General features: G+C 72.9%; 17 protein-coding genes. 7 read left to right on the top strand and 10 right to left on the bottom strand.

Annotation, left to right across the window (positions count from 1 at the left end; all coding sequences use genetic code 11):
* Positions 1 to 26: 26 nt before the first annotated feature.
* The 4 genes from AB0912_RS29150 to AB0912_RS29135 all read right to left on the bottom strand — a co-directional run bounded on the left by AB0912_RS29150 (position 27) and on the right by AB0912_RS29135 (position 4,431).
* Positions 27 to 980, bottom strand: a complete 954-nt coding sequence (locus tag AB0912_RS29150) for a cytochrome c oxidase assembly protein (protein ID WP_366704988.1) — start codon at positions 978 to 980, stop codon at positions 27 to 29.
* A 169-nt stretch (positions 981 to 1,149) separates the two neighbouring features.
* On the bottom strand, positions 1,150 to 2,175 hold the full coding sequence (locus AB0912_RS29145) for a 6-phosphofructokinase (RefSeq protein ID WP_366704986.1): 1,026 nt from the start codon (positions 2,173 to 2,175) through the stop codon (positions 1,150 to 1,152).
* Between the two features lie 269 nt (positions 2,176 to 2,444).
* On the bottom strand, positions 2,445 to 3,173 hold the full coding sequence (locus AB0912_RS29140; protein ID WP_366704984.1) for a glutamine amidotransferase: 729 nt from the start codon (positions 3,171 to 3,173) through the stop codon (positions 2,445 to 2,447).
* A 19-nt stretch (positions 3,174 to 3,192) separates the two neighbouring features.
* A complete protein-coding gene (locus AB0912_RS29135) occupies positions 3,193 to 4,431 on the bottom strand; it encodes a MurT ligase domain-containing protein (protein WP_366704982.1) in 1,239 nt (412 codons plus the stop codon).
* Positions 4,432 to 4,585: 154 nt separating this feature from the next.
* Here AB0912_RS29135 and def point away from each other — a divergent pair, with 154 nt between their 5' ends.
* On the top strand, positions 4,586 to 5,125 hold the full coding sequence (def, locus tag AB0912_RS29130; protein ID WP_366704980.1) for a peptide deformylase: 540 nt from the start codon (positions 4,586 to 4,588) through the stop codon (positions 5,123 to 5,125).
* Between the two features lie 7 nt (positions 5,126 to 5,132).
* On the opposite strand, the gene AB0912_RS29125 is transcribed toward def, so the two are convergent.
* On the bottom strand, positions 5,133 to 5,777 hold the full coding sequence (locus tag AB0912_RS29125; protein WP_366704978.1) for a TetR family transcriptional regulator: 645 nt from the start codon (positions 5,775 to 5,777) through the stop codon (positions 5,133 to 5,135).
* 169 nt (positions 5,778 to 5,946) lie between these two features.
* On the opposite strand from AB0912_RS29125, the gene AB0912_RS29120 reads away from it, so the two are divergent.
* A complete protein-coding gene (locus AB0912_RS29120; RefSeq protein ID WP_366704976.1) occupies positions 5,947 to 7,173 on the top strand; it encodes an acyl-CoA dehydrogenase family protein in 1,227 nt (408 codons plus the stop codon).
* Positions 7,174 to 7,314: 141 nt separating this feature from the next.
* On the opposite strand, the gene AB0912_RS29115 is transcribed toward AB0912_RS29120, so the two are convergent.
* The 5 genes from AB0912_RS29115 to AB0912_RS29095 all read right to left on the bottom strand — a co-directional run bounded on the left by AB0912_RS29115 (position 7,315) and on the right by AB0912_RS29095 (position 12,125).
* Positions 7,315 to 7,554 (bottom strand): DUF6213 family protein, encoded by a 240-nt coding sequence (locus AB0912_RS29115; RefSeq protein WP_366704974.1) that lies wholly within the window; start codon positions 7,552 to 7,554, stop codon positions 7,315 to 7,317.
* A gap of 25 nt (positions 7,555 to 7,579) precedes the next feature.
* Complete coding sequence (locus tag AB0912_RS29110) at positions 7,580 to 8,971, bottom strand: NADP-dependent succinic semialdehyde dehydrogenase (RefSeq protein ID WP_366704972.1); 1,392 nt, start codon at positions 8,969 to 8,971, stop codon at positions 7,580 to 7,582.
* 109 nt (positions 8,972 to 9,080) lie between these two features.
* A complete protein-coding gene (locus AB0912_RS29105) occupies positions 9,081 to 9,563 on the bottom strand; it encodes an NUDIX domain-containing protein (protein WP_366704970.1) in 483 nt (160 codons plus the stop codon).
* The gene (locus AB0912_RS29100; RefSeq protein WP_366704968.1) at positions 9,560 to 11,098 is read right to left on the bottom strand and encodes an ATP-dependent DNA ligase; all 1,539 of its coding nucleotides are present in this window, start codon (positions 11,096 to 11,098) and stop codon (positions 9,560 to 9,562) included. Before AB0912_RS29100 ends, AB0912_RS29105 begins: the two co-directional genes overlap by 4 nt.
* Positions 11,099 to 11,162: 64 nt before the next feature.
* Complete coding sequence (locus AB0912_RS29095; RefSeq protein WP_366704966.1) at positions 11,163 to 12,125, bottom strand: NAD(P)/FAD-dependent oxidoreductase; 963 nt, start codon at positions 12,123 to 12,125, stop codon at positions 11,163 to 11,165.
* Between the two features lie 77 nt (positions 12,126 to 12,202).
* Between AB0912_RS29095 and AB0912_RS29090 the strand changes: the two genes are divergently transcribed.
* From AB0912_RS29090 to AB0912_RS29070, 5 genes are all read left to right on the top strand, one after another.
* Positions 12,203 to 12,853, top strand: a complete 651-nt coding sequence (locus tag AB0912_RS29090) for an XRE family transcriptional regulator (RefSeq protein ID WP_366704964.1) — start codon at positions 12,203 to 12,205, stop codon at positions 12,851 to 12,853.
* Positions 12,854 to 13,125: 272 nt separating this feature from the next.
* The gene (locus tag AB0912_RS29085; RefSeq protein ID WP_366704962.1) at positions 13,126 to 14,103 is read left to right on the top strand and encodes an NADPH:quinone oxidoreductase family protein; all 978 of its coding nucleotides are present in this window, start codon (positions 13,126 to 13,128) and stop codon (positions 14,101 to 14,103) included.
* Positions 14,100 to 15,299, top strand: a complete 1,200-nt coding sequence (locus AB0912_RS29080) for an acyl-CoA dehydrogenase family protein (RefSeq protein WP_366704960.1) — start codon at positions 14,100 to 14,102, stop codon at positions 15,297 to 15,299. Before AB0912_RS29085 ends, AB0912_RS29080 begins: the two co-directional genes overlap by 4 nt.
* Positions 15,296 to 16,402 (top strand): acyl-CoA dehydrogenase family protein, encoded by a 1,107-nt coding sequence (locus AB0912_RS29075; protein WP_366704958.1) that lies wholly within the window; start codon positions 15,296 to 15,298, stop codon positions 16,400 to 16,402. The genes AB0912_RS29080 and AB0912_RS29075 overlap by 4 nt, the downstream gene beginning before the upstream one ends.
* 345 nt (positions 16,403 to 16,747) lie before the next feature.
* Complete coding sequence (locus AB0912_RS29070) at positions 16,748 to 17,611, top strand: phosphatidylinositol-specific phospholipase C/glycerophosphodiester phosphodiesterase family protein (RefSeq protein WP_366704956.1); 864 nt, start codon at positions 16,748 to 16,750, stop codon at positions 17,609 to 17,611.
* Positions 17,612 to 17,626 lie beyond the last annotated feature (15 nt).

Below are 17,626 nucleotides of genomic sequence, written 5' to 3'. Positions count from 1 at the left end.
GGGACGCCCCGGACCGCCGGGCGGGGTCAGTTGCCGCGGGCGTTGAGCGAGGCCAGATAGGCGTTGTACGCCTCCAGCTCCTTGTCGCCGTCGCGGTCCGCCGCCCGGTCCTGGCGCTTGGCCTGCCGCTGCTCGGAGCCGTACCACTGGAAGAGCAGGGCGAGCAGCACGAGAACCGACGGGATCTCGCTGAACGCCCAGGCGATACCGCCCGCCGCGGTCTGGTCGGCGAGCGCGTCGATGCCGAGGGAGGCGGGCGGGTTCTTGTACGTCTCGACCATCGGCTCCGACGCCATCATCAACGCGATGCCGAAGAACGCGTGGAACGGCATGCCCGCGAACAGCTCCAGCATCCGCATCAGATAGCCCGGCCGGTGCGGGCCGGGGTCCACGCCCATGATCGGCCAGAAGAACACCAGCCCGACGGCGAGGAAGTGGCACATCATCGCGATGTGCCCCGTCTTCGAGCCCATCAGGAAGTCGAAGACGGGGGAGAAGTACAGCGCGTAGAGGCTCGCGATGAACAGCGGGATGGTGAACGCCGGGTGGGTGACGATCCGCATGTACCGGCTGTGCAGGAACATCAGCAGCAGCTCACGCGGCCCCTTGTTGCCCCGCTTCGCCGCCACCGGCAGCGCCCGCAGCGCCAGGGTGATCGGCGCCCCGAGCAGGATCAGGATCGGCGAGAGCATGCTGATCACCATGTGCTGCACCATGTGCACGCTGAACATGACCATGCCGTAGTCGTTCAGCCGGGTGCACATCACGAGCAGCACGGTCAGCACGCCGATGACGAAGGACACCGTGCGGCCCCAGGACCAGGAGTCGCCGCGCCGGGCGAGCCGGACCACACCCCAGCCGTACAGGGCGAGGCCGAGCAGGCAGGCGACGAGGAAGAACGGGTCCGCGGACCATGTGAGCCCCCGTCCCAGCGTGAACGGCGGCAGATCCATGGTCATGCCGTGCCCGCTGTGATCCATCCACCGGCTCCTGTTTCTGGGGTGTCCCCCCGGCCGGTCCGAGGCCCGGGCCTGTCGAGGCCCGGGCCTTTTGCGGCACTGAGGGAGGGTTGTGCGCTGTCTGTCCGCACCAGACTAGAACCGCCCCCGGTCGTGTCGACGACCGGGGGCGGTTCCAGTGGCGAACGGCTCAGAGCACGCACTCCGCCTCGGCGTAGCGCTCGTCCGGGACCGTCTTCAGCGTCTCCACCGCCTCCGCGAGCGACACCATGACGATGTCGGTCCCGCGCAGCGCGGTCATGTTCCCGAACTCGCCGCGGTGCACCGCCTCCACCGCGTGCCAGCCGAACCGGGTCGCGAGGACCCTGTCGTACGCGGTCGGGGTGCCGCCGCGCTGCACGTGCCCGAGGATGACCGGCCGGGCCTCCTTGCCGAGCCGCTCCTCCAGCTCGATGGAGAGCTGCCGGGCGATGCCCGCGAAGCGCTCGTGGCCGTAGACGTCCTTGCCGCCCTCGTCGTACTCCATGGAGCCGGCGCGGGGCTTGGCGCCCTCGGCGGCGACGACGATCGCGAACCGCTTGCCGGCCTCGAACCGCTCGCCGACCTTCGCGGCCAGCTCCTCGATGTCGAAGGGCCGCTCCGGTACGACGATGGCGTGGGCGCCGGCCGCCATGCCGGAGTGCAGCGCGATCCAGCCGGTGTGGCGGCCCATGACCTCCACGATCAGCACCCGCTGGTGCGACTCGGCGGTGGTCTTCAGCCGGTCGAGGGCCTCGGTCGCGACGCCGACGGCCGTGTCGAAGCCGAAGGTGACGTCGGTGACGGCGATGTCGTTGTCGATGGTCTTCGGCACGCCGACGATCGGCAGGCCGGCGTCCGACAGCAGCCGGGCCGCCTTGAGCGTGCCCTCGCCGCCGATCGGGATGATCGCGTCGAGCCCGAGTTCCTCGACGTGCCCGCGGGCGCGCTCCACACCGTCACGCAGGTGGGCGGGCTGGACCCGCGAGGAGCCCAGCATGGTGCCGCCGCGAGCCAGGATGCCGCTCACCGCGTCGAGGTCCAGCTTCAGGTAGTCGCACTCCAGCAGTCCCTTCCAGCCGTCGCGGAAGCCGATGACCTCGTCGCCGTGGTCGACGACGGCACGGTGTACGACGGACCGGATGACGGCGTTCAGGCCGGGGCAGTCGCCGCCGGACGTGAGGACACCAATGCGCATAGCCCGGAATACCTTCTCAACGTGGGCCGGGGACCGGACCACGTTGTCCGGCAGGATCCCCGCCACCCTACCGGCGGAAGGGGGCGAAACCGCACCGTGCGTCCGCCTGCTGGACGTACCCGCTCACCTGTGCGGGCCCGGCGCCAGACGGGCCCCGGGGCCGCCCCGGTCCGCCACCCGGGCAAACACGAAGGGGAACCGTTCCTCCTCGGAACGGTTCCCCTCTGCCCGGCCCGCCGCCCGGGCCTCAGCCCGGCGGGCCGGTGCGACTAGGCCGGCTGGGTGGCGGACGCGATGCGCTCGGAGCGCAGCGCCTCGTACCAGCGGTCGTCGATCGGCGGCAGCGCGTTCACGTCGAGCGCCAGCTTCAGCAGCAGGTCGGCGATCTGCGGGTTGCGGGCGAGGACGGGCCCGTGCATGTACGTACCGAACACGGTGTCGTTGTACGCGCCCTCCGTGCCGTCGCCCGTGCCGTTGCCCTTGCCGAGCCGCACGTTCGCGAACGGGCGGGCGGTGGGGCCGAGGTGGGTGACGCCCTGGTGGTTCTCGAACCCGGTGAGCTGGGGCAGACCGAGCCGCGGGTCGATGTCCGCGAGCACGTCGCCGACGCACCGCTCGCCCTCGCCGCGGGTGGAGACCACGTCGAGCAGGCCGAGGCCGGGCTCGCGCTGGCCGAGGTCGTTGATGAACTCGTGCCCGAGGATCTGGTAGCCGGCGCACACCGAGAAGACGATCGCTCCGTTGCCCACCGCGCGGTGCAGACCGCCGTCGCGGCGCAGCCGCTCGGCCGCGAGCCGCTGCGGCCGGTCCTCGCCGCCGCCGATCAGGTAGATGTCCCCGGAGGTGGGGATCGGCTGGTCGCTGCGTACGTCGAGGCGGGCCACGTCGAGACCGCGCTGGCGGGCCCGGCGCTCCACGACGAGGGCGTTGCCCTGGTCGCCGTAGGTGCTCAGCAGGTCCGGGTAGATCCACACCAGACGCAGGCTGTTGTCACTCATTCTCTTCGTCCTCCGTGGCTCAGTTGCCGACACGACGCCTCAAGTCCTGGAAAGCGGTGTAGTTCGCGATGACCTCGATACGTCCGGGCGGGGCCATCTGCACGGCCTGGTCGAGGTTCTCGCAGACCTGGAACTGCTGGTTGGCAACTTCGAGGCGCACGGCGAGGTCGAGCTTGCGGTCGCCGAGGACGAAGATCGGGTGCCCGGTCAGCCGGGTGTAGTCGACGTCCCACAGCCAGGACGTGTCGGTGCCGTCGGCGCCGCGCGCGTTCACCGAGAGGATGACCGGGGTCGGCGGCGGGTCGATCAGCGAGAAGGTCTCCAGCCAGCCCGCCGGGTTCTTGGCGAGCAGCAGACGCAGGTCGCGCTGCATGAACTGCACCACGTCGTAGCGTCCGGCGACCGCCTGCACCTGGTACATGCGCTCCAGGGCGACCTGCGGCGGCACCCCGAAGACGGCGGCGACGGCGGCCGAGGAGGCGGCGTTCGCCTTGTTGGCGCGGCCGGGGAGCTGGAGGTGGATCGGCCAGGCGGAGCCGTGCGGGTCGAGGACGTGGTCCCCGGACAGCGCCCAGGTCGGCGTCGGGCGGCGGAAACCGCAGTCGCCGCAGAACCAGTCGTCGCCGGGGCGCTGCATGACACCGCCGCAGGACGGGCAGGACCAGGCGTCGTCCTTCCACATCTGGCCGGCCGCCACCCACAGGACGTTCGGCGAGGAGGACGCGGCCCACACGACCAGCGGGTCGTCCGCGTTGGCGACCACGACGGCCTTGGAACCGGCGAGCCCCTCACGCCAGTGCTCGGCCATCATCCGGGTCTCGGCGGCCCGGTCGAGCTGGTCGCGCGAGAGGTTCAGCAGCGCGATGCACTTCGGGTCGGTGTCGCGCGCCACACCGGAGAGGTACTTCTCGTCGACCTCGATGACCGCGAACTTGGCGTCCGAACCGCCGGCCAGCGCCGAGGTGATGCCCGCGGGCATGTTGGCGCCGAGCGCGTTGGACACGACCGGTCCGGCGGCGCGCAGCGCCTCCGCGATCAGCCGGGTGGTCGTGGTCTTGCCGTTGGTCGCCGACACCAGGATCACGTCCAGGTGGGTGGCGAGCCTCGCCAGCAGATCGGGGTCGAGCTTGAGAGCCACCCGGCCGCCGATCACCGATCCGCTGCCGCGTCCGGCGGCCCGCGAGACGGCCGCCGCCGCCTTGCCCGCCGTCACGGCCAGCTTGGCCCGCGGCGACAGCGGGTCCGAGTTGCCTGACATCGTTTCTCGATCCTCCTTGCGTACGCGCCGCGCCCCTGCCCCCGGCACCGTGTGGGCCTCAGCCTATCGAGATCCACTCACGTGCCCGAATCGCGGCACCACCTGGGTGCCCGCGCGACATGCGCGCGCCTTCGAGGACCGTACCCTTGCCGCCATGCGACACGGCTCCATCCCGGGCACCCACGGGCGCGTCCGGCCCCTCACCCTGCTCGGCGACCCCGTCCTGCGCGCGGCCTGCGCCGAGGTCGGCGACTTCGGCCCCCAACTCGCCGCGCTCGTCGAGGACATGTTCGCGACGATGTACGCCGCCGAGGGCGTCGGTCTCGCCGCGAACCAGATCGGCGTCGGACTCCGGGTCTTCGTATACGACTGCCCGGATGACGACGATGTCCGCCATGTCGGCCATGTGGTGAATCCCCGGCTCGTCGCGGCGGACGGGGTGGTCCTGCGCGGGCCGGAGGGCTGTCTGTCGCTGCCGGGTTTGGAGGCCGGGACGGAGCGCCACGACCGTGCCGTCGTCGAGGGGGTCACCGTCACCGGCGAGCCCGTGACCGTCGAGGGCACCGGCTGGTTCGCCCGCTGCCTCCAGCACGAGTGCGACCACCTGGACGGCCTGGTGTACGCCGACCGGCTCACCGGGTGGCGCGGGAAGCGGCTCCTGCGCCAGGTCGGCCGGGCCTCCTGGAACCGCTGAGCCCGGGTCAGAAGCCGGGGCCGCCGACGCGGTCACCCGCCGCCGCGAGCCGGCCCCACAGCAGGTCGGCCAGGCCGCGCACCAACTCGGCGCGCGTGCAGGGCCGTTCCCCGAGCCACCAGTCGCCCGCCGCGTGCATCATGCCGACGATCCCGTGGCCCCAGACCCGGGCGAGCTGCTGGCTGCCGGGACCGAGGTCCACGCGCTCCTCGATCACCTCGGCCAGTTCCTCGCCCATGCGGCGCAGCACCGGCGCCGAGTACTTGCCGACGTCGAAGCCGGGGTCGCCGGGCTGGCCGCCCTCCGACGGATGCATCAGGAAGCGGTACACCTGGGGGCGTGCCTCGATGGCGGCGAGATACGTATCGAGGGTGGCCTCGACGCGCTCACGCCGGGCGGCCGGAGCGTCCAGTGCCGCCCGCAGCGCCCCGAGGAGCGCGTCCGTATGCCGCTTGGCGAGCGCGGCGTACAGCCCGCCCTTGTCGCCGAAGTGGCGGTACAGGATGGGCTTGGTGATGCCGGCCTCGGCGGCGATGGCGTTCATGGAGGCACCGGGGCCGTCGCGGAGCACCACGCGGTCGGCGGCCTCCAGCAGCTCCCGCCTGCGACGGTCCGCGGACCTCTGCTGGTCGGTCCGCTGTGTGGTGTCCATGTGCTCTCCCCACCCGTGGTGATTCGGTGACGCCTGCGCAAACTAACACTGTTCGGCATACGGGGATCGAACGGGCTGCCGAGCCGGGGCCGGGAGTTGACTTTTCCTACTGGCCGGTAACAGACTCCTCGTTACCGCAAGTAACATTCAGTGCAGCGCTGGAGGGGTCATGGCCGAGTTCACCATGGAGCTGAACGACGAACAGAAGGAGGTCCGGGACTGGCTGCACGGCTTCGCCGCCGACGTCATCCGCCCCGCGGCCGCCGAATGGGACGAGCGCGAGGAAACTCCCTGGCCGGTCATCCAGGAAGCCGCGAAGGTCGGCATCTACTCCCTGGACTTCTACGCCCAGCAGTACTTCGACCCCACCGGCCTCGGCATTCCCATGGCCATGGAGGAGCTGTTCTGGGGCGACGCGGGCATCGCCCTGTCCATCGTCGGCACCGGCCTCGCCGCCGTGGGCGTCCTCGCCAACGGCACCGAGGAGCAGATCGGCACCTGGATCCCCCAGATGTACGGCGACGCCAACGATGTCAAGGTCGCGGCCTTCTGCTCCTCCGAGCCCGACGCCGGCTCCGACGTGGCCTCCCTGCGCACCCGCGCCGTCTATGACGAGGCCAAGGACGAGTGGGTCCTGAACGGCACGAAGACCTGGGCGACCAACGGCGGCATCGCCAACGTCCACGTCGTGGTCGCGGCGGTCGACCCGGAGCTGGGTTCCAAGGGCCACGCCTCCTTCATCGTGCCGCCCGGCACGCCCGGCCTGTCCCAGGGCCAGAAGTTCAAGAAGCACGGCATCCGCGCCTCGCACACCGCCGAGGTCGTCCTGGAGGACGTGCGGATTCCCGGCTCCTGCCTGCTCGGCGGCAAGGACAAGCTCGACGAGCGGCTCGCCCGCGCCCGGGAGCGGGCCAGGACGGGCGGCGAGCGGGTGAAGAACGCGGCGATGGCCACCTTCGAGGCCAGCCGTCCCGCGGTCGGGGCGATGGCCGTCGGCACCGCCCGCGCCGCGTACGAGGTCGCCCTCGACTACGCCCGGACGCGCGAGCAGTTCGGCCGCCCGATCATCGACAACCAGGGCGTCGCCTTCCAGCTCGCCGACATGCGCACCTCGATCGACGCGGCGCGGCTGCTGGTCTGGCGGGCGTCCTGGATGGCGGTCAACGGCAAGCCGTTCACGGCGGCCGAGGGGTCGATGTCGAAGCTGTTCGCCAGCGAGACGGCGAAGAAGGTCACCGGCCAGGCGATCCAGATCCTCGGCGGCAACGGCTACACCCGCGAGTACCCGGTGGAGCGCATGCACCGCGACGCCGCTATCTACACCATTTTCGAGGGCACGAGCGAGATCCAGCGGCTGGTCATCGCCCGGACGCTGTCCGGCATGCCGATCCGCTAGCCGCGGATGGCCGGACCGGGGATGGGCCGCAGAACGACGGATGGACCGGGGGACGGGCCGCAGTCGGGCGGACGCACGGACGGCGCGGCGCCGGTGCGGCCGGGCGCGGGGTGACGCGCCACGGCCCGGCCGGCGCCCGGGTCAGTCGGCGCTCGTCCCGCTGCTGTGCGCGATGCAGGCCACGTCGATGCGGTCGGCCAGCTTCGCCAGCTCGATGGTGAGCGCGGCCACCGTGTCCTCGTCGAGCCCGTCCTGACCGGCCTCCACCAGATGCAGCCACCGGCCGCCCACCGTGCGCAGCAGCTTGCTGACGTCGGCGGCCGCCACCTGCAACGTGCCGCGGTCGTCGACGATCAGGGGGAGGGTCACTTCGCGGTTCACAGGGGGGATCGTAGCCGCGGAACGCTCACGCTCCGTGCCATACGGTGGTGATGTTGCAGAACTCGCGGATTCCGTGCTCGGACAGCTCACGTCCGTACCCGGACCGCTTCTCCCCGCCGAAGGGGAACGCCGGGTGCGAGGCCGTCATCCCGTTGAAGAAGACGCCGCCCGCCTCGATGTCCCGGACGAACCGCTCCACCTCGGCCTCGTCCCGCGTCCACACGTTCGAGCTGAGCCCGAACGGGGTGTCGTTCGCGATGGCGACCGCCTCGTCCAGGTCGGCCGCGCGGTACAGCGTGGCGACCGGGCCGAACGTCTCCTCCTGGTGGATACGCATCTCGGGCGTGATGTCGGCCAGCACGGTCGGCGCGTAGTACCAGCCGTCCCGCAGCCCCTCGGGGCGTTCCCCGCCGCACAGCACGGTCGCGCCGTTCTCCACCGCGTCGTCGACGAGTTCCTCCAGATCGGCGCGGCCCTGCTCGGTGGAGAGCGGGCCGACCTCGGTGTCCTCGTCCAGCGGGTCGCCCACCTTGAGGGCCCGCATCCCTTCCGCGAAGCGCTGCGCGAACGCGTCGAACACGTCCGTGTGCACGATGAACCGCTTGGCCGCGATGCAGGACTGCCCGTTGTTCTGCACCCGCGCGGTCACGGCGGTCGCCGCGGCGCGCTCGACGTCGGCGGACGGCATCACGATGTACGGGTCGCTGCCGCCCAGCTCCAGCACCGTCTTCTTCACCTCGTCACCGGCGACCGCGGCGACCGCCCGGCCCGCGGGTTCACTGCCGGTGAGCGTGGCCGCCTTGACGCGCGGGTCGCGCAGGATGTCCTCGACCGCGCCCGAGGCGATCAGCAGCGTCTGGAAGCAGCCCTCGGGGAAACCCGCCCTGCGGAACAGGTCCTCCAGGTAGAGCGCGGTCTGCGGCACGTTCGAGGCGTGCTTGAGCAGGCCCACGTTTCCGGCCATCAGCGCGGGCGCGGCGAACCGGACCACCTGCCACAGCGGGAAGTTCCACGGCATCACCGCGAGCACCGGGCCGATCGGCCGGTACCGCACCAGCACCCGGGACGCGCCGGAGTCCTTCGCGTCGGCGGCGTCCGGGTGCTCGTCGGCGAGCAGCGACTCGGCGCGGTCGGCGTACCAGCGCATCGCCTTGGCGCACTTGGCGGCCTCCGCGCGGGCCTGCTTGACCGGCTTGCCCATCTCGACCGTCATCACCCGGCCGATGTCGTCCTGGTCCTGCTCCAGCAGGTCCGCGGCCCGGTGCAGCAGCCGCGACCGCTCGGCGAACGAGGTCGTGCGATACGCGCGGAACGTGGCCTCGGCCGTGGCGAGCCTGTGCTCGATCTCCTCGGCGCCGAGCGCGTCGTACGTCTTGAGCGTCTCGCCGTTCGCCGGGTTCACCGTCGCGATGGCCATGGGCCGACCTCCTGAGAGCGTGCTGTTCCTCGACCCTCCCGCGCGCCGGGGTACGGCGCAACGCGGAGGGCTGCTGGGGGAGCCGGCGCACGTGGCCGAACGCCGGCTCTCAGAGCGAGTGCTCCGTCAGCCGGTCCAGAAACGTCGCCTGGGCGGAGACGATCAGCGCCCGGGCCCGGTCCGGGCTCATCCACTCCACCCGGTCCAGTTCGGGGAACTCCTGCCGCCGGCCCGATCTGGGCGGCCACTCCATCGTGAAGGTGCCCGGCACGATCGCCGCCGGATCGAGGTCGGCCTCGATCGCCCAGGCCGTGACGATCTTGCCGTTCGCCTGGGTGACCTCACCGAGCGTGACGGCCTCGCCGTCCGGCGCCGGGAGCCCGAGTTCCTCGCCGAACTCGCGGCGGGCCGCGTCCCAGGCGGTCTCGTCGGGCTCGTACTCCCCCTTGGGGACCGTCCAGGCCCCGGCGTCGCGCCGGGCGTAGAAGGGGCCGCCCATATGGCCGAGCAGGACCTCCAGACCGTCGTCGGTGCGCCGGAAGAGCAGCAGCCCCGCGCTCCGCTTGACCTTCCCGGGGCTCTTGCCGGTCATCCCGACACCTCCGGGTGGGCGGCGAGCAGGGTGTCGACCGTGTCGGCCTCCTCCGGCCGTTTGTCCTCGCGGTAGCGGAGCACGCGCGCGAAGCGCAGGGTGACGCCGGCCGGATAGCGGGTGGACCGCTGGAGACCGTCGTAGGCGATCTCCACGACCAGTTCCGGCCGTACGGTCACCACATGGCCGTCCTCCCCGGTCGCCAGCTCCTGGAGCCGCTCGGTCTGCCAGCCGAGCATCGCGTCGGTCATGCCCTTGAACGTCTTGCCGAGCATGACGAAGGAGCCGTCCTCGGCGCGGGCGCCCAGATGCAGGTTGGAGAGCTTGCCGGTGCGCCGCCCGTGCCCCCACTCGGCGGCCAGGACCACCAGGTCGAGGGTGTGCACGGGCTTGACCTTCAGCCAGGACGCGCCGCGCCGGCCCGCGCTGTAGGGGGCGTCGAGCGCCTTCACCACGACACCCTCGTGGCCGCGCGCCAGCGTGTCCGCGAGGAACCGCTCGGCGTCGGCGGTGTCCTGCGGGCCCGGCACCAGCGTCCGCCGGACCCGCATCGGCTCGGGCACCAGGCGGGCCAGTTCCGTGTGCCGCTCGGTGAACGGCAGGTCCAGCAGATCCCGCCCGTCCACCGAGAGGGCGTCGAAGAAGACGGGGGAGACGGGCACCGCCCGCGCGGCCGTCTCGACGTCCACGCGGGACCCGACGCGACCTGCCGTCTCCTGGAAGGAACGCGGCCGGCCGTCCTCGTCCAGCGCGATCACCTCCCCGTCCAGGATGAACCGCTCGCCCCGCAACTCCCTCGCGGCAGAGGTCAGTTCGGGGAGCCGGTCGGTGATGTCGTCGAGGGTGCGGGTGTAGACGCGCACCACCTCGCCGTCGCGGTGCACCTGTACGCGGATGCCGTCGAGCTTCTCCTCGACCGCGCAGGCGCCGAGCTTGCCGACCGCCTCGGACACCGACGCGGCACTGTGCGCCAGCATCGGCAGCACCGGCCGGCCGACCGTGAGCCGGAACGCGGCCAGCGCCTCCGGACCGTCGGCGAGCAGCGCCCGCGCCACCGTCTGGAGCGAACCGGCCAGCATCACCGCCCGCCGTACGTCCCCGGCGGGGGCGCCGGTCGCTGCGGCGAGCCCCTCCACGGCGACCGCGTCCAGCGCGCCCTGCCGCACCTCCCCGGTCAGCAGCCCGAACAGGAAGCGCTGCTCCTCCTCGGTCGCCGCCGACATCAACTCGCCCACCAGCCGGGCCCGTTCGGCCTGTGATCCGGCGCCGGACACCTGGCCGAGCGCGGTCAGCCGGGCGTCCACCCCGCGCACCGTGAGGGTGGGCTCGGCGGCGGGGGCGACCCGGTTGCCCAGCACCTTCCAGCCGATACCGAGCCGGCCCTGCGGCAGCCGGCCCGCGAGATACGGGATGACGATCGGCACGTCGTCGGGCTCGGCGTCCCGGAACAGCTCCGCGAGCAGAGCGGTCTTCCGGGTCCGCGCCGAGGTGGCGGCGACCTCCTGGGACACATGGGCGAGCCGGCTCAGCAGCATGCAGCCATGGTGCAACGCGGACGCCGGGTTCACACCCGTGCGGGGCCGAGGAGGACCGGCCGCGTCAGGTCCGGGTCCGCGCCACGGCCGCGTCCAGGTCGCTGAAGAGCAGTTCGCCGTTGAGGGCCGCCGCCGCGCGATAGCCGCCGCTCGCCGCGTTCACGACCTGCTCGGCGAAGCCGGCCGCGTTGCCCGCCGCCCAGACGCCCGGCACGCTCGTCAGCCCGCTCTGGTCGGTCACCGGATAGGAGCCGAACGGGGTCTGGGTCAGCTCGGCGCCCAGCCGTTCGAGCAGGCCGGTCCGCGGCAGCGCGCGAGGCGCCACGAACAGCACCGACCGCTCGTGCGTGGAACCGTCGGCCAGGCGGACACCGGTGAGGCGGTCGGCGTCGACCACCAGCTCCGCGACCTCCCCGGGCACCACGGCCACCCCGGCGACGGACAGCCTGCGCAGATCCTCGTCGGCGAGTTCGTCCTCGGCGACCGTGTGCCGGAACAGCGTCACGTCCTTCGACCACTGGCTCACCATCAGCGCCTGGTGCACGGCCATCGGTGTCGTCGCCAGCACGCCGAAGGCCTCGTCGCGGACCTCCCAGCCGTGGCAGTACGGGCAGTGCAGCACATCGCGTCCGAAGCGCTCGGCCACGCCGGGCACCGCGGGCAGTTCGTCGGCCAGACCGGTCGTGACGATCAGCCGGCGCGCGTGGACGCCGCCGCCGGCCGTCAGCGTCACCTCGAACTCGCCGGCGCCGTCCCGGGCCACGTCCACCACCCGGTCCCGGACGACCTCCACCCCGTAGCCCTCGACCTCCCGCCGGCCCTCGGCGAGGAACGCGGCGGGCGGCATGCCGTCCCGGGTCAGATAGCCCTGCGTGTGGGCCGCGGGCGCGTTGCGCGGCTCGCCCGCGTCGACCACGAGGGTGCGGCGCCGCGCCCGGCCGAGGACCAGCGCGGCGGACAGTCCGGCCGCGCCGCCGCCGACGACGACCGCTTCGTATGTCCCGGTTGCTCCGGGTGTCTGGGTCATGGTGACCACCTCCGCCCCCGAACGTCGCCGACGACCACCGGATTGACAAATCGGCTTGCCGATTCTGCAATGAAGGGATGAGCGAGCAGACGCACACGCACACGCATGCGCACCCGGCGGCCCGGCCAGGGGCGGACGGGGACGCCGGGACGGACGAGGTGCTCGCCGAGGTCGGGCCCCGGCTGCGCCGTATCCGCAAGGAGCGCGGAGCGACCCTCGCCGCCCTGTCCGAGGCGACCGGCATCTCGGTGAGCACCCTGTCGCGGCTGGAGTCGGGGCTGCGCAAGCCCAGCCTGGAACTGCTGCTGCCCATCGCGCGGGCCCACCAGGTCCCGCTCGACGAACTGGTCGGGGCCCCGCCGGTCGGCGACCCCCGGGTGCGGGCCGAGCCGATCGTGCGGGGCGGGCGCACGCACTGGCCGCTGACCCGCCAGCCCGGCGGCCTCCAGGCCTACAAGGTGCTCGAACCGCAGCGGACCATGGCCCCGGACCCGCGGACCCACGAGGGCTACGAGTGGCTGTACGTGCTGTCCGGGCGGCTCCGCCTGGTGCTCGGGGAGCACGACGTGGTGCTCGGCCCGGGGGAGGCGGCGGAGTTCGACACGCGGGTGCCGCACTGGTTCGGGTCGACGGGGGAGGGGCCGGTGGAGTTCCTGAGCCTGTTCGGGCCGCAGGGCGAGCGGATGCACGTACGGGCCCGGCCGAAGGTGCGCGGTCGGGAGGTCTGACTGGCTGGGGGCGCTTCGGCGGGGTGGCGCGGCGATCCGGCGGCGTGGCGATCCGGGGGCGGTGCGGGCGTCCGGCGGGGCGGCGTGGCGATTCGGGGGCGGGTGCGGCCATCGGGCGTGGCGATTCGGGGGCGGGTGCGGCCATCCGGGCGGGGCGGGCATCCCGCGGGGCGTGGTGAAGAGGACGGGCGTCCCCTGTTCCCAGGTGGGCAAGCGACCGCTTAGTATGCGATCGACCCCGGTCAGACGACGCAGTCCCCTGGAGGCCCCGCATGCAGGCATGGCAAGTGCACCAGAACGGCGAGCCCGCGGAGGCGATGCGCCTCCAGGAGGTGGACCGGCCCACGCCCGGTGACGGCCAGGTCCTGCTGACGGTCCGCGCCGCCAACATCAACTTCCCCGACGCGCTGCTGTGCCGCGGCCAGTACCAGGTCAGGCCTCCGCTGCCGTTCACCCCCGGCGTGGAGATCTGCGGCGAGACCGAGGACGGACGCCGGGTGATCGCCAACCCCGTGCTGCCGTACGGCGGATTCGCCGAGTACGCGGTCGCCGACGCCGCGGCCCTGCTGCCGGCCCCGGACGCCCTCGACGACGCCGAGGCCGCCGCCCTGCACATCGGCTACCAGACGGGCTGGTTCGGCCTGCACCGCCGGGCCCGCCTCGAAGCCGGCGAGACGCTGCTCGTGCACGCCGCCGCCGGCGGGGTCGGCAGCGCGGCCGTCCAGCTAGGCAAGGCGGCCGGCGCGACCGTCATCGGGGTCGTCGGCGGCGCCGGCAAGGCCGCCGTGGCACGCGAACTGGGCTGCGACGTCGTCATCGACCGGCGCGCCGAGGACGTGATCGGCGCGGTCAAGGAGGCGACCGGCGGACGCGGCGCCGACGTCGTCTACGACCCCGTCGGCGGTGAGGCCTACACCCAGTCCACCAAGGTCGTCGCCTTCGAGGGCCGGATCGTGGTCGTCGGCTTCGCGAGCGGCACCATCCCGAGCCCGGCGCTCAACCACGCCCTGGTGAAGAACTACGCCATCCTCGGCCTGCACTGGGGCCTGTACAACACCAAGAACCCCAAGCTCGTCCAGCACTGCCACGAACAGCTCACCGAGCTGGCGGCACGCGGCGCGATCAAGCCGCTGGTGAGCGAGCGGGTACCGCTGGGCGGGGCCGCCGCCGCCGTGCAGCGCGTCGCCGACGGGGTCACCACCGGCCGTATCGCCGTGGTGCCCGCACTGGAGAACGGAGCCGCCGCATGACCGACGCAGCCGAACTGCGCCGCCGCACCCAGGAGTTGCTGGCCGCGCACCCGCCCGCCGACACGGACCGGCTGGGCTTCCTCAAGGCGCGCTTCGACGCCGGACTCGCCTGGGTGCACTACCCGCAGGGGCTCGGCGGCCTCGGCGCCCCGCGCAGCCTCCAGGCCGTCGTGGACGCCGAACTCGCCGCCGCCGACGCGCCCGACAACGACCCGCGGCGCATCGGCATCGGCCTCGGCATGGCCGCCCCGACCATCCTCGGCTTCGGCACCGAGGAGCAGAAGCGGCGCTTCCTGCGCCCCCTGTGGACCGGCGAGGAGGTGTGGTGCCAGCTCTTCAGCGAGCCCGGCGCCGGCTCGGACCTCGCCGCGCTCGGCACCCGCGCCGTCCGCACCGGCGCCGACGCGCCCGACGGCGGCACGTGGGTGATCAACGGGCAGAAGGTGTGGACGTCCAGCGCCCACCTCGCCCGCTGGGCCATCCTCATCGCCCGCACCGACCCGGACGTGCCCAAGCACCGCGGCATCACGTACTTCATCTGCGACATGACCGACCCCGGTGTCGAGGTGCGGCCGCTGCGCCAGATCACCGGCGAGGCCGAGTTCAACGAGGTCTTCCTCACCGACGTCCGCATCCCCGACGCCCACCGCCTCGGCGAGGTCGGCGACGGCTGGCGGGTCGCCCAGACCACGCTGATGAACGAGCGCGTGTCCATCGGCGGCATGCGCGTCCCGCGCGAGGGCGGCATGATCGGCCCGGTCGCGAAGACCTGGCGCGAACGGCCCGAACTGCGCACCCACGACACCCACCAGCGCCTGCTGAGGCTGTGGGTCGAGGCCGAGGTCGCCCGGCTCTCCGGCGAACGCCTGCGTCAGCAGCTCGTGGCGGGACAGCCCGGCCACGAGGGCTCCGGCATGAAGCTCGGCTTCGCCCGGCTCAACCAGGAGATCAGCGGCCTGGAGGTCGAACTCCTCGGCGAGGAAGGCCTGTTGTACGAGGACTGGACCATGCGCCGGCCCGAACTGGTCGACTTCACCGGCCGGGACGCCGGATACCGCTACCTCCGCTCCAAGGGCAACAGCATCGAGGGCGGGACCAGCGAGGTCCTGCTCAACATCGTCGCCGAACGCGTCCTCGGCCTGCCCTCCGAGCCGCGCACCGACAAGGACGTCGCATGGAAGGACCTCGCCCGATGAGCCAGGTGAGCACCGAGCCCGATCTCCTCTACACGGAGGAGGAAGAGGCGCTGCGCGCCGCCGTCCGCGACCTCCTCACCGACCGCTGCGCCGCGGCCGACGTCATCGCCCGCGGCGAGTCCGCCACACCGCACGACCCCGAGCTGTGGAAGGCCCTCGCCGACGGCATGGGACTCGCCGGACTCCTGGTCCCCGAGGAGCACGGCGGCCAGGGCGCCACCCACCGCGAGGCCGCCGTCGTCCTGGAGGAACTGGGCCGCGCCGTCGCCCCCGTCCCCTATCTGACGAGCGCCGTGGTCGCGACCGAGGCCCTGCTCGCCCGTACGACACCGGAGGCGGCCGGCCTGCTCACCGCCCTCGCCTCGGGCCGCACCGTCGGCGTCCTCGCCGTCGCGCTCAACACCGGCCCTGGCGGCGCCCACCGGACCGTCCGGCTGGAGAACGGCGCCCTGCACGGCGAGCTGACGGGCATCGCCGACGCGGCGGCCGCCCACGTCCTGCTGGTACCGGCCGACGACGGCGGGCTGTACGCCGTCGACGCGGACGCCGTCACCGTCACCGGGCAGGTCTGCCTCGACCAGACCAGGCCGCTCGCCCGGATCTCCTTCGACGGGGCGCCCGCCCGCCTGCTCACCGACGACGCGCCGACCGCCGTACGGCGCGCGCTGCGGGCCGGTGCCGGACTGCTCGCCTCGGAACAACTCGGCCTCGCCGACTGGGCGTTGACCGAGACCGTCCGCTACCTCAAGGAGCGCAAGCAGTTCAACCGGCCGGTCGGCGGCTTCCAGGCGCTCAAGCACCGGCTGGCCCAGGTGTGGCTGGAGGTCGTCAACACCCGTGCCGCCGCCCGGAACGCCGCCGACGCGCTCGCCACCGGCAGCGCCGACACCGACATCGCGGTGGCCGTCGCCCAGTCGTACGCGGCCCCGGTCGCCGTCCACGCGGCGGAGGAGGCCCTTCAACTGCACGGCGGCATCGGCATGACGTGGGAGCACCCGGCGCACCTCTACCTGAAGCGCGCCAAGGCCGACTCGATCGCCTACGGCACGGCGGGCGCGCACCGGACGGCCCTGGCCGGCCTGGTCGACCTCCAGGCCCCCTGAGGCCCACGGCACATCGCGCCCCGCACGGCCCGCCCCCCTCGGGGCGGGCCTTCGCCGTGCGCCCGGCCACAGCCGAGCGGAGACGGCCCGGCGCAGGTGGTCCGAGCGGGGGCGGCCTGAGCGGAGACGGTCCAGCGGCCCGAGCACAGGCGGCCCGAGCGAGGACGGTCCCGGCGCGTGACGGGGCGTCACCACCCGTGCGGATACGCCGTGGAACGCCCGGATCCGGTGAAGTGAACGCCCCGCGGCGGTCCGGCCAACTCCCGCGCGGACAGGGTTGGCCGCCCGCCGCCGCACCGCATACTCCCTGAGGTCCCGTACGGCACCCCTCAAGGGAGGCAGAGCATGGCCCTCACCACCCGCCGCAGAGCCCTCGGCACCCTCGGCGCCGCCCTCGCCGGTTCGGTCGCGCCGCCCGCGTCCCGGGCCCTGGCCGCCGACGCGAAGCCCCGCACCCGGCCCCTGTGGCGCGCCCACGCCCACAACGACTACGACCACCCGCGCCCCCTGCTCGACGCGCTCGACCACCGCTTCGGCAGCGTCGAGGCCGACATCTACCTCGTCGGCGGCCAACTCCTCGTCGCCCACGACCCGGTGGACCTCGACCCCGCCCGCACCCTCGAATCCCTCTACCTCGAGCCGCTGGCCGCTCGCGTGCGCGCCCAGCACGGCTCGGTCTACCGCGGGCACCGCACCCCGCTGCAACTGCTCATCGACATCAAGACCGAGGGCTCCGCGGCGTACCGCGAACTCGACCGCCAACTGCGCCGCCACCGACACCTGTTCACGACCTACGCGCACGGCCGGGTGCACCCCGGGCCGGTCACGGCCGTGATCTCCGGGGACCGCGCGGCCCGGGCGCCGATGGAGGCGCAGACCGTCCGGCACGCCTTCTACGACGGCCGGCTCACCGACCTCGGCAGCGCCGCCCCCGCCTCCTTCGTCCCGCTGATCAGCGACAACTGGACGCTCAGCTTCGGTTGGCTGGGCTCGGGACCCTTCCCGGACGCCGAACGGGCCAAGCTGCGCAGCATCACGGCCACCGCACACCGGCGTGGGCAGAAGGTGCGGTTCTGGGCGACGCCGGACGTGGCAGGACCGGAGCGCGAGGCCCTGTGGCGCGAACTGCTCGCCGCGGGCGTCGACTACCTCAACACCGATGACCTGGGCGGTCTCCAACGGTTCCTGGACGCCCACGACCGTCGCTAGGTCCTCTCGTCGCAT

The sequence above is a fragment of the Streptomyces sp. NPDC007084 genome, assembly GCF_040703595.1.
In the GTDB taxonomy this organism is placed as follows: Bacteria; Actinomycetota; Actinomycetes; order Streptomycetales; family Streptomycetaceae; genus Streptomyces.
The sequence above is the reverse complement of the archived record's forward strand: the minus strand, read 5'-3'. Positions and strand labels throughout refer to the sequence as shown.

Coding starts and splice junctions, on each gene's coding strand:
- AB0912_RS29150 (WP_366704988.1), bottom strand. CDS start 980: ATGGATCACAGCGGGCACGGCATGACCATGGATCTGCCGCCGTTCACG.
- AB0912_RS29145 (WP_366704986.1), bottom strand. CDS start 2,175: ATGCGCATTGGTGTCCTCACGTCCGGCGGCGACTGCCCCGGCCTGAAC.
- AB0912_RS29140 (WP_366704984.1), bottom strand. CDS start 3,173: ATGAGTGACAACAGCCTGCGTCTGGTGTGGATCTACCCGGACCTGCTG.
- AB0912_RS29135 (WP_366704982.1), bottom strand. CDS start 4,431: ATGTCAGGCAACTCGGACCCGCTGTCGCCGCGGGCCAAGCTGGCCGTG.
- def (WP_366704980.1), top strand. CDS start 4,586: ATGCGACACGGCTCCATCCCGGGCACCCACGGGCGCGTCCGGCCCCTC.
- AB0912_RS29125 (WP_366704978.1), bottom strand. CDS start 5,777: ATGGACACCACACAGCGGACCGACCAGCAGAGGTCCGCGGACCGTCGC.
- AB0912_RS29120 (WP_366704976.1), top strand. CDS start 5,947: ATGGCCGAGTTCACCATGGAGCTGAACGACGAACAGAAGGAGGTCCGG.
- AB0912_RS29110 (WP_366704972.1), bottom strand. CDS start 8,971: ATGGCCATCGCGACGGTGAACCCGGCGAACGGCGAGACGCTCAAGACG.
- AB0912_RS29105 (WP_366704970.1), bottom strand. CDS start 9,563: ATGACCGGCAAGAGCCCCGGGAAGGTCAAGCGGAGCGCGGGGCTGCTG.
- AB0912_RS29100 (WP_366704968.1), bottom strand. CDS start 11,098: ATGCTGCTGAGCCGGCTCGCCCATGTGTCCCAGGAGGTCGCCGCCACC.
- AB0912_RS29095 (WP_366704966.1), bottom strand. CDS start 12,125: ATGACCCAGACACCCGGAGCAACCGGGACATACGAAGCGGTCGTCGTC.
- AB0912_RS29090 (WP_366704964.1), top strand. CDS start 12,203: ATGAGCGAGCAGACGCACACGCACACGCATGCGCACCCGGCGGCCCGG.
- AB0912_RS29085 (WP_366704962.1), top strand. CDS start 13,126: ATGCAGGCATGGCAAGTGCACCAGAACGGCGAGCCCGCGGAGGCGATG.
- AB0912_RS29080 (WP_366704960.1), top strand. CDS start 14,100: ATGACCGACGCAGCCGAACTGCGCCGCCGCACCCAGGAGTTGCTGGCC.
- AB0912_RS29075 (WP_366704958.1), top strand. CDS start 15,296: ATGAGCCAGGTGAGCACCGAGCCCGATCTCCTCTACACGGAGGAGGAA.
- AB0912_RS29070 (WP_366704956.1), top strand. CDS start 16,748: ATGGCCCTCACCACCCGCCGCAGAGCCCTCGGCACCCTCGGCGCCGCC.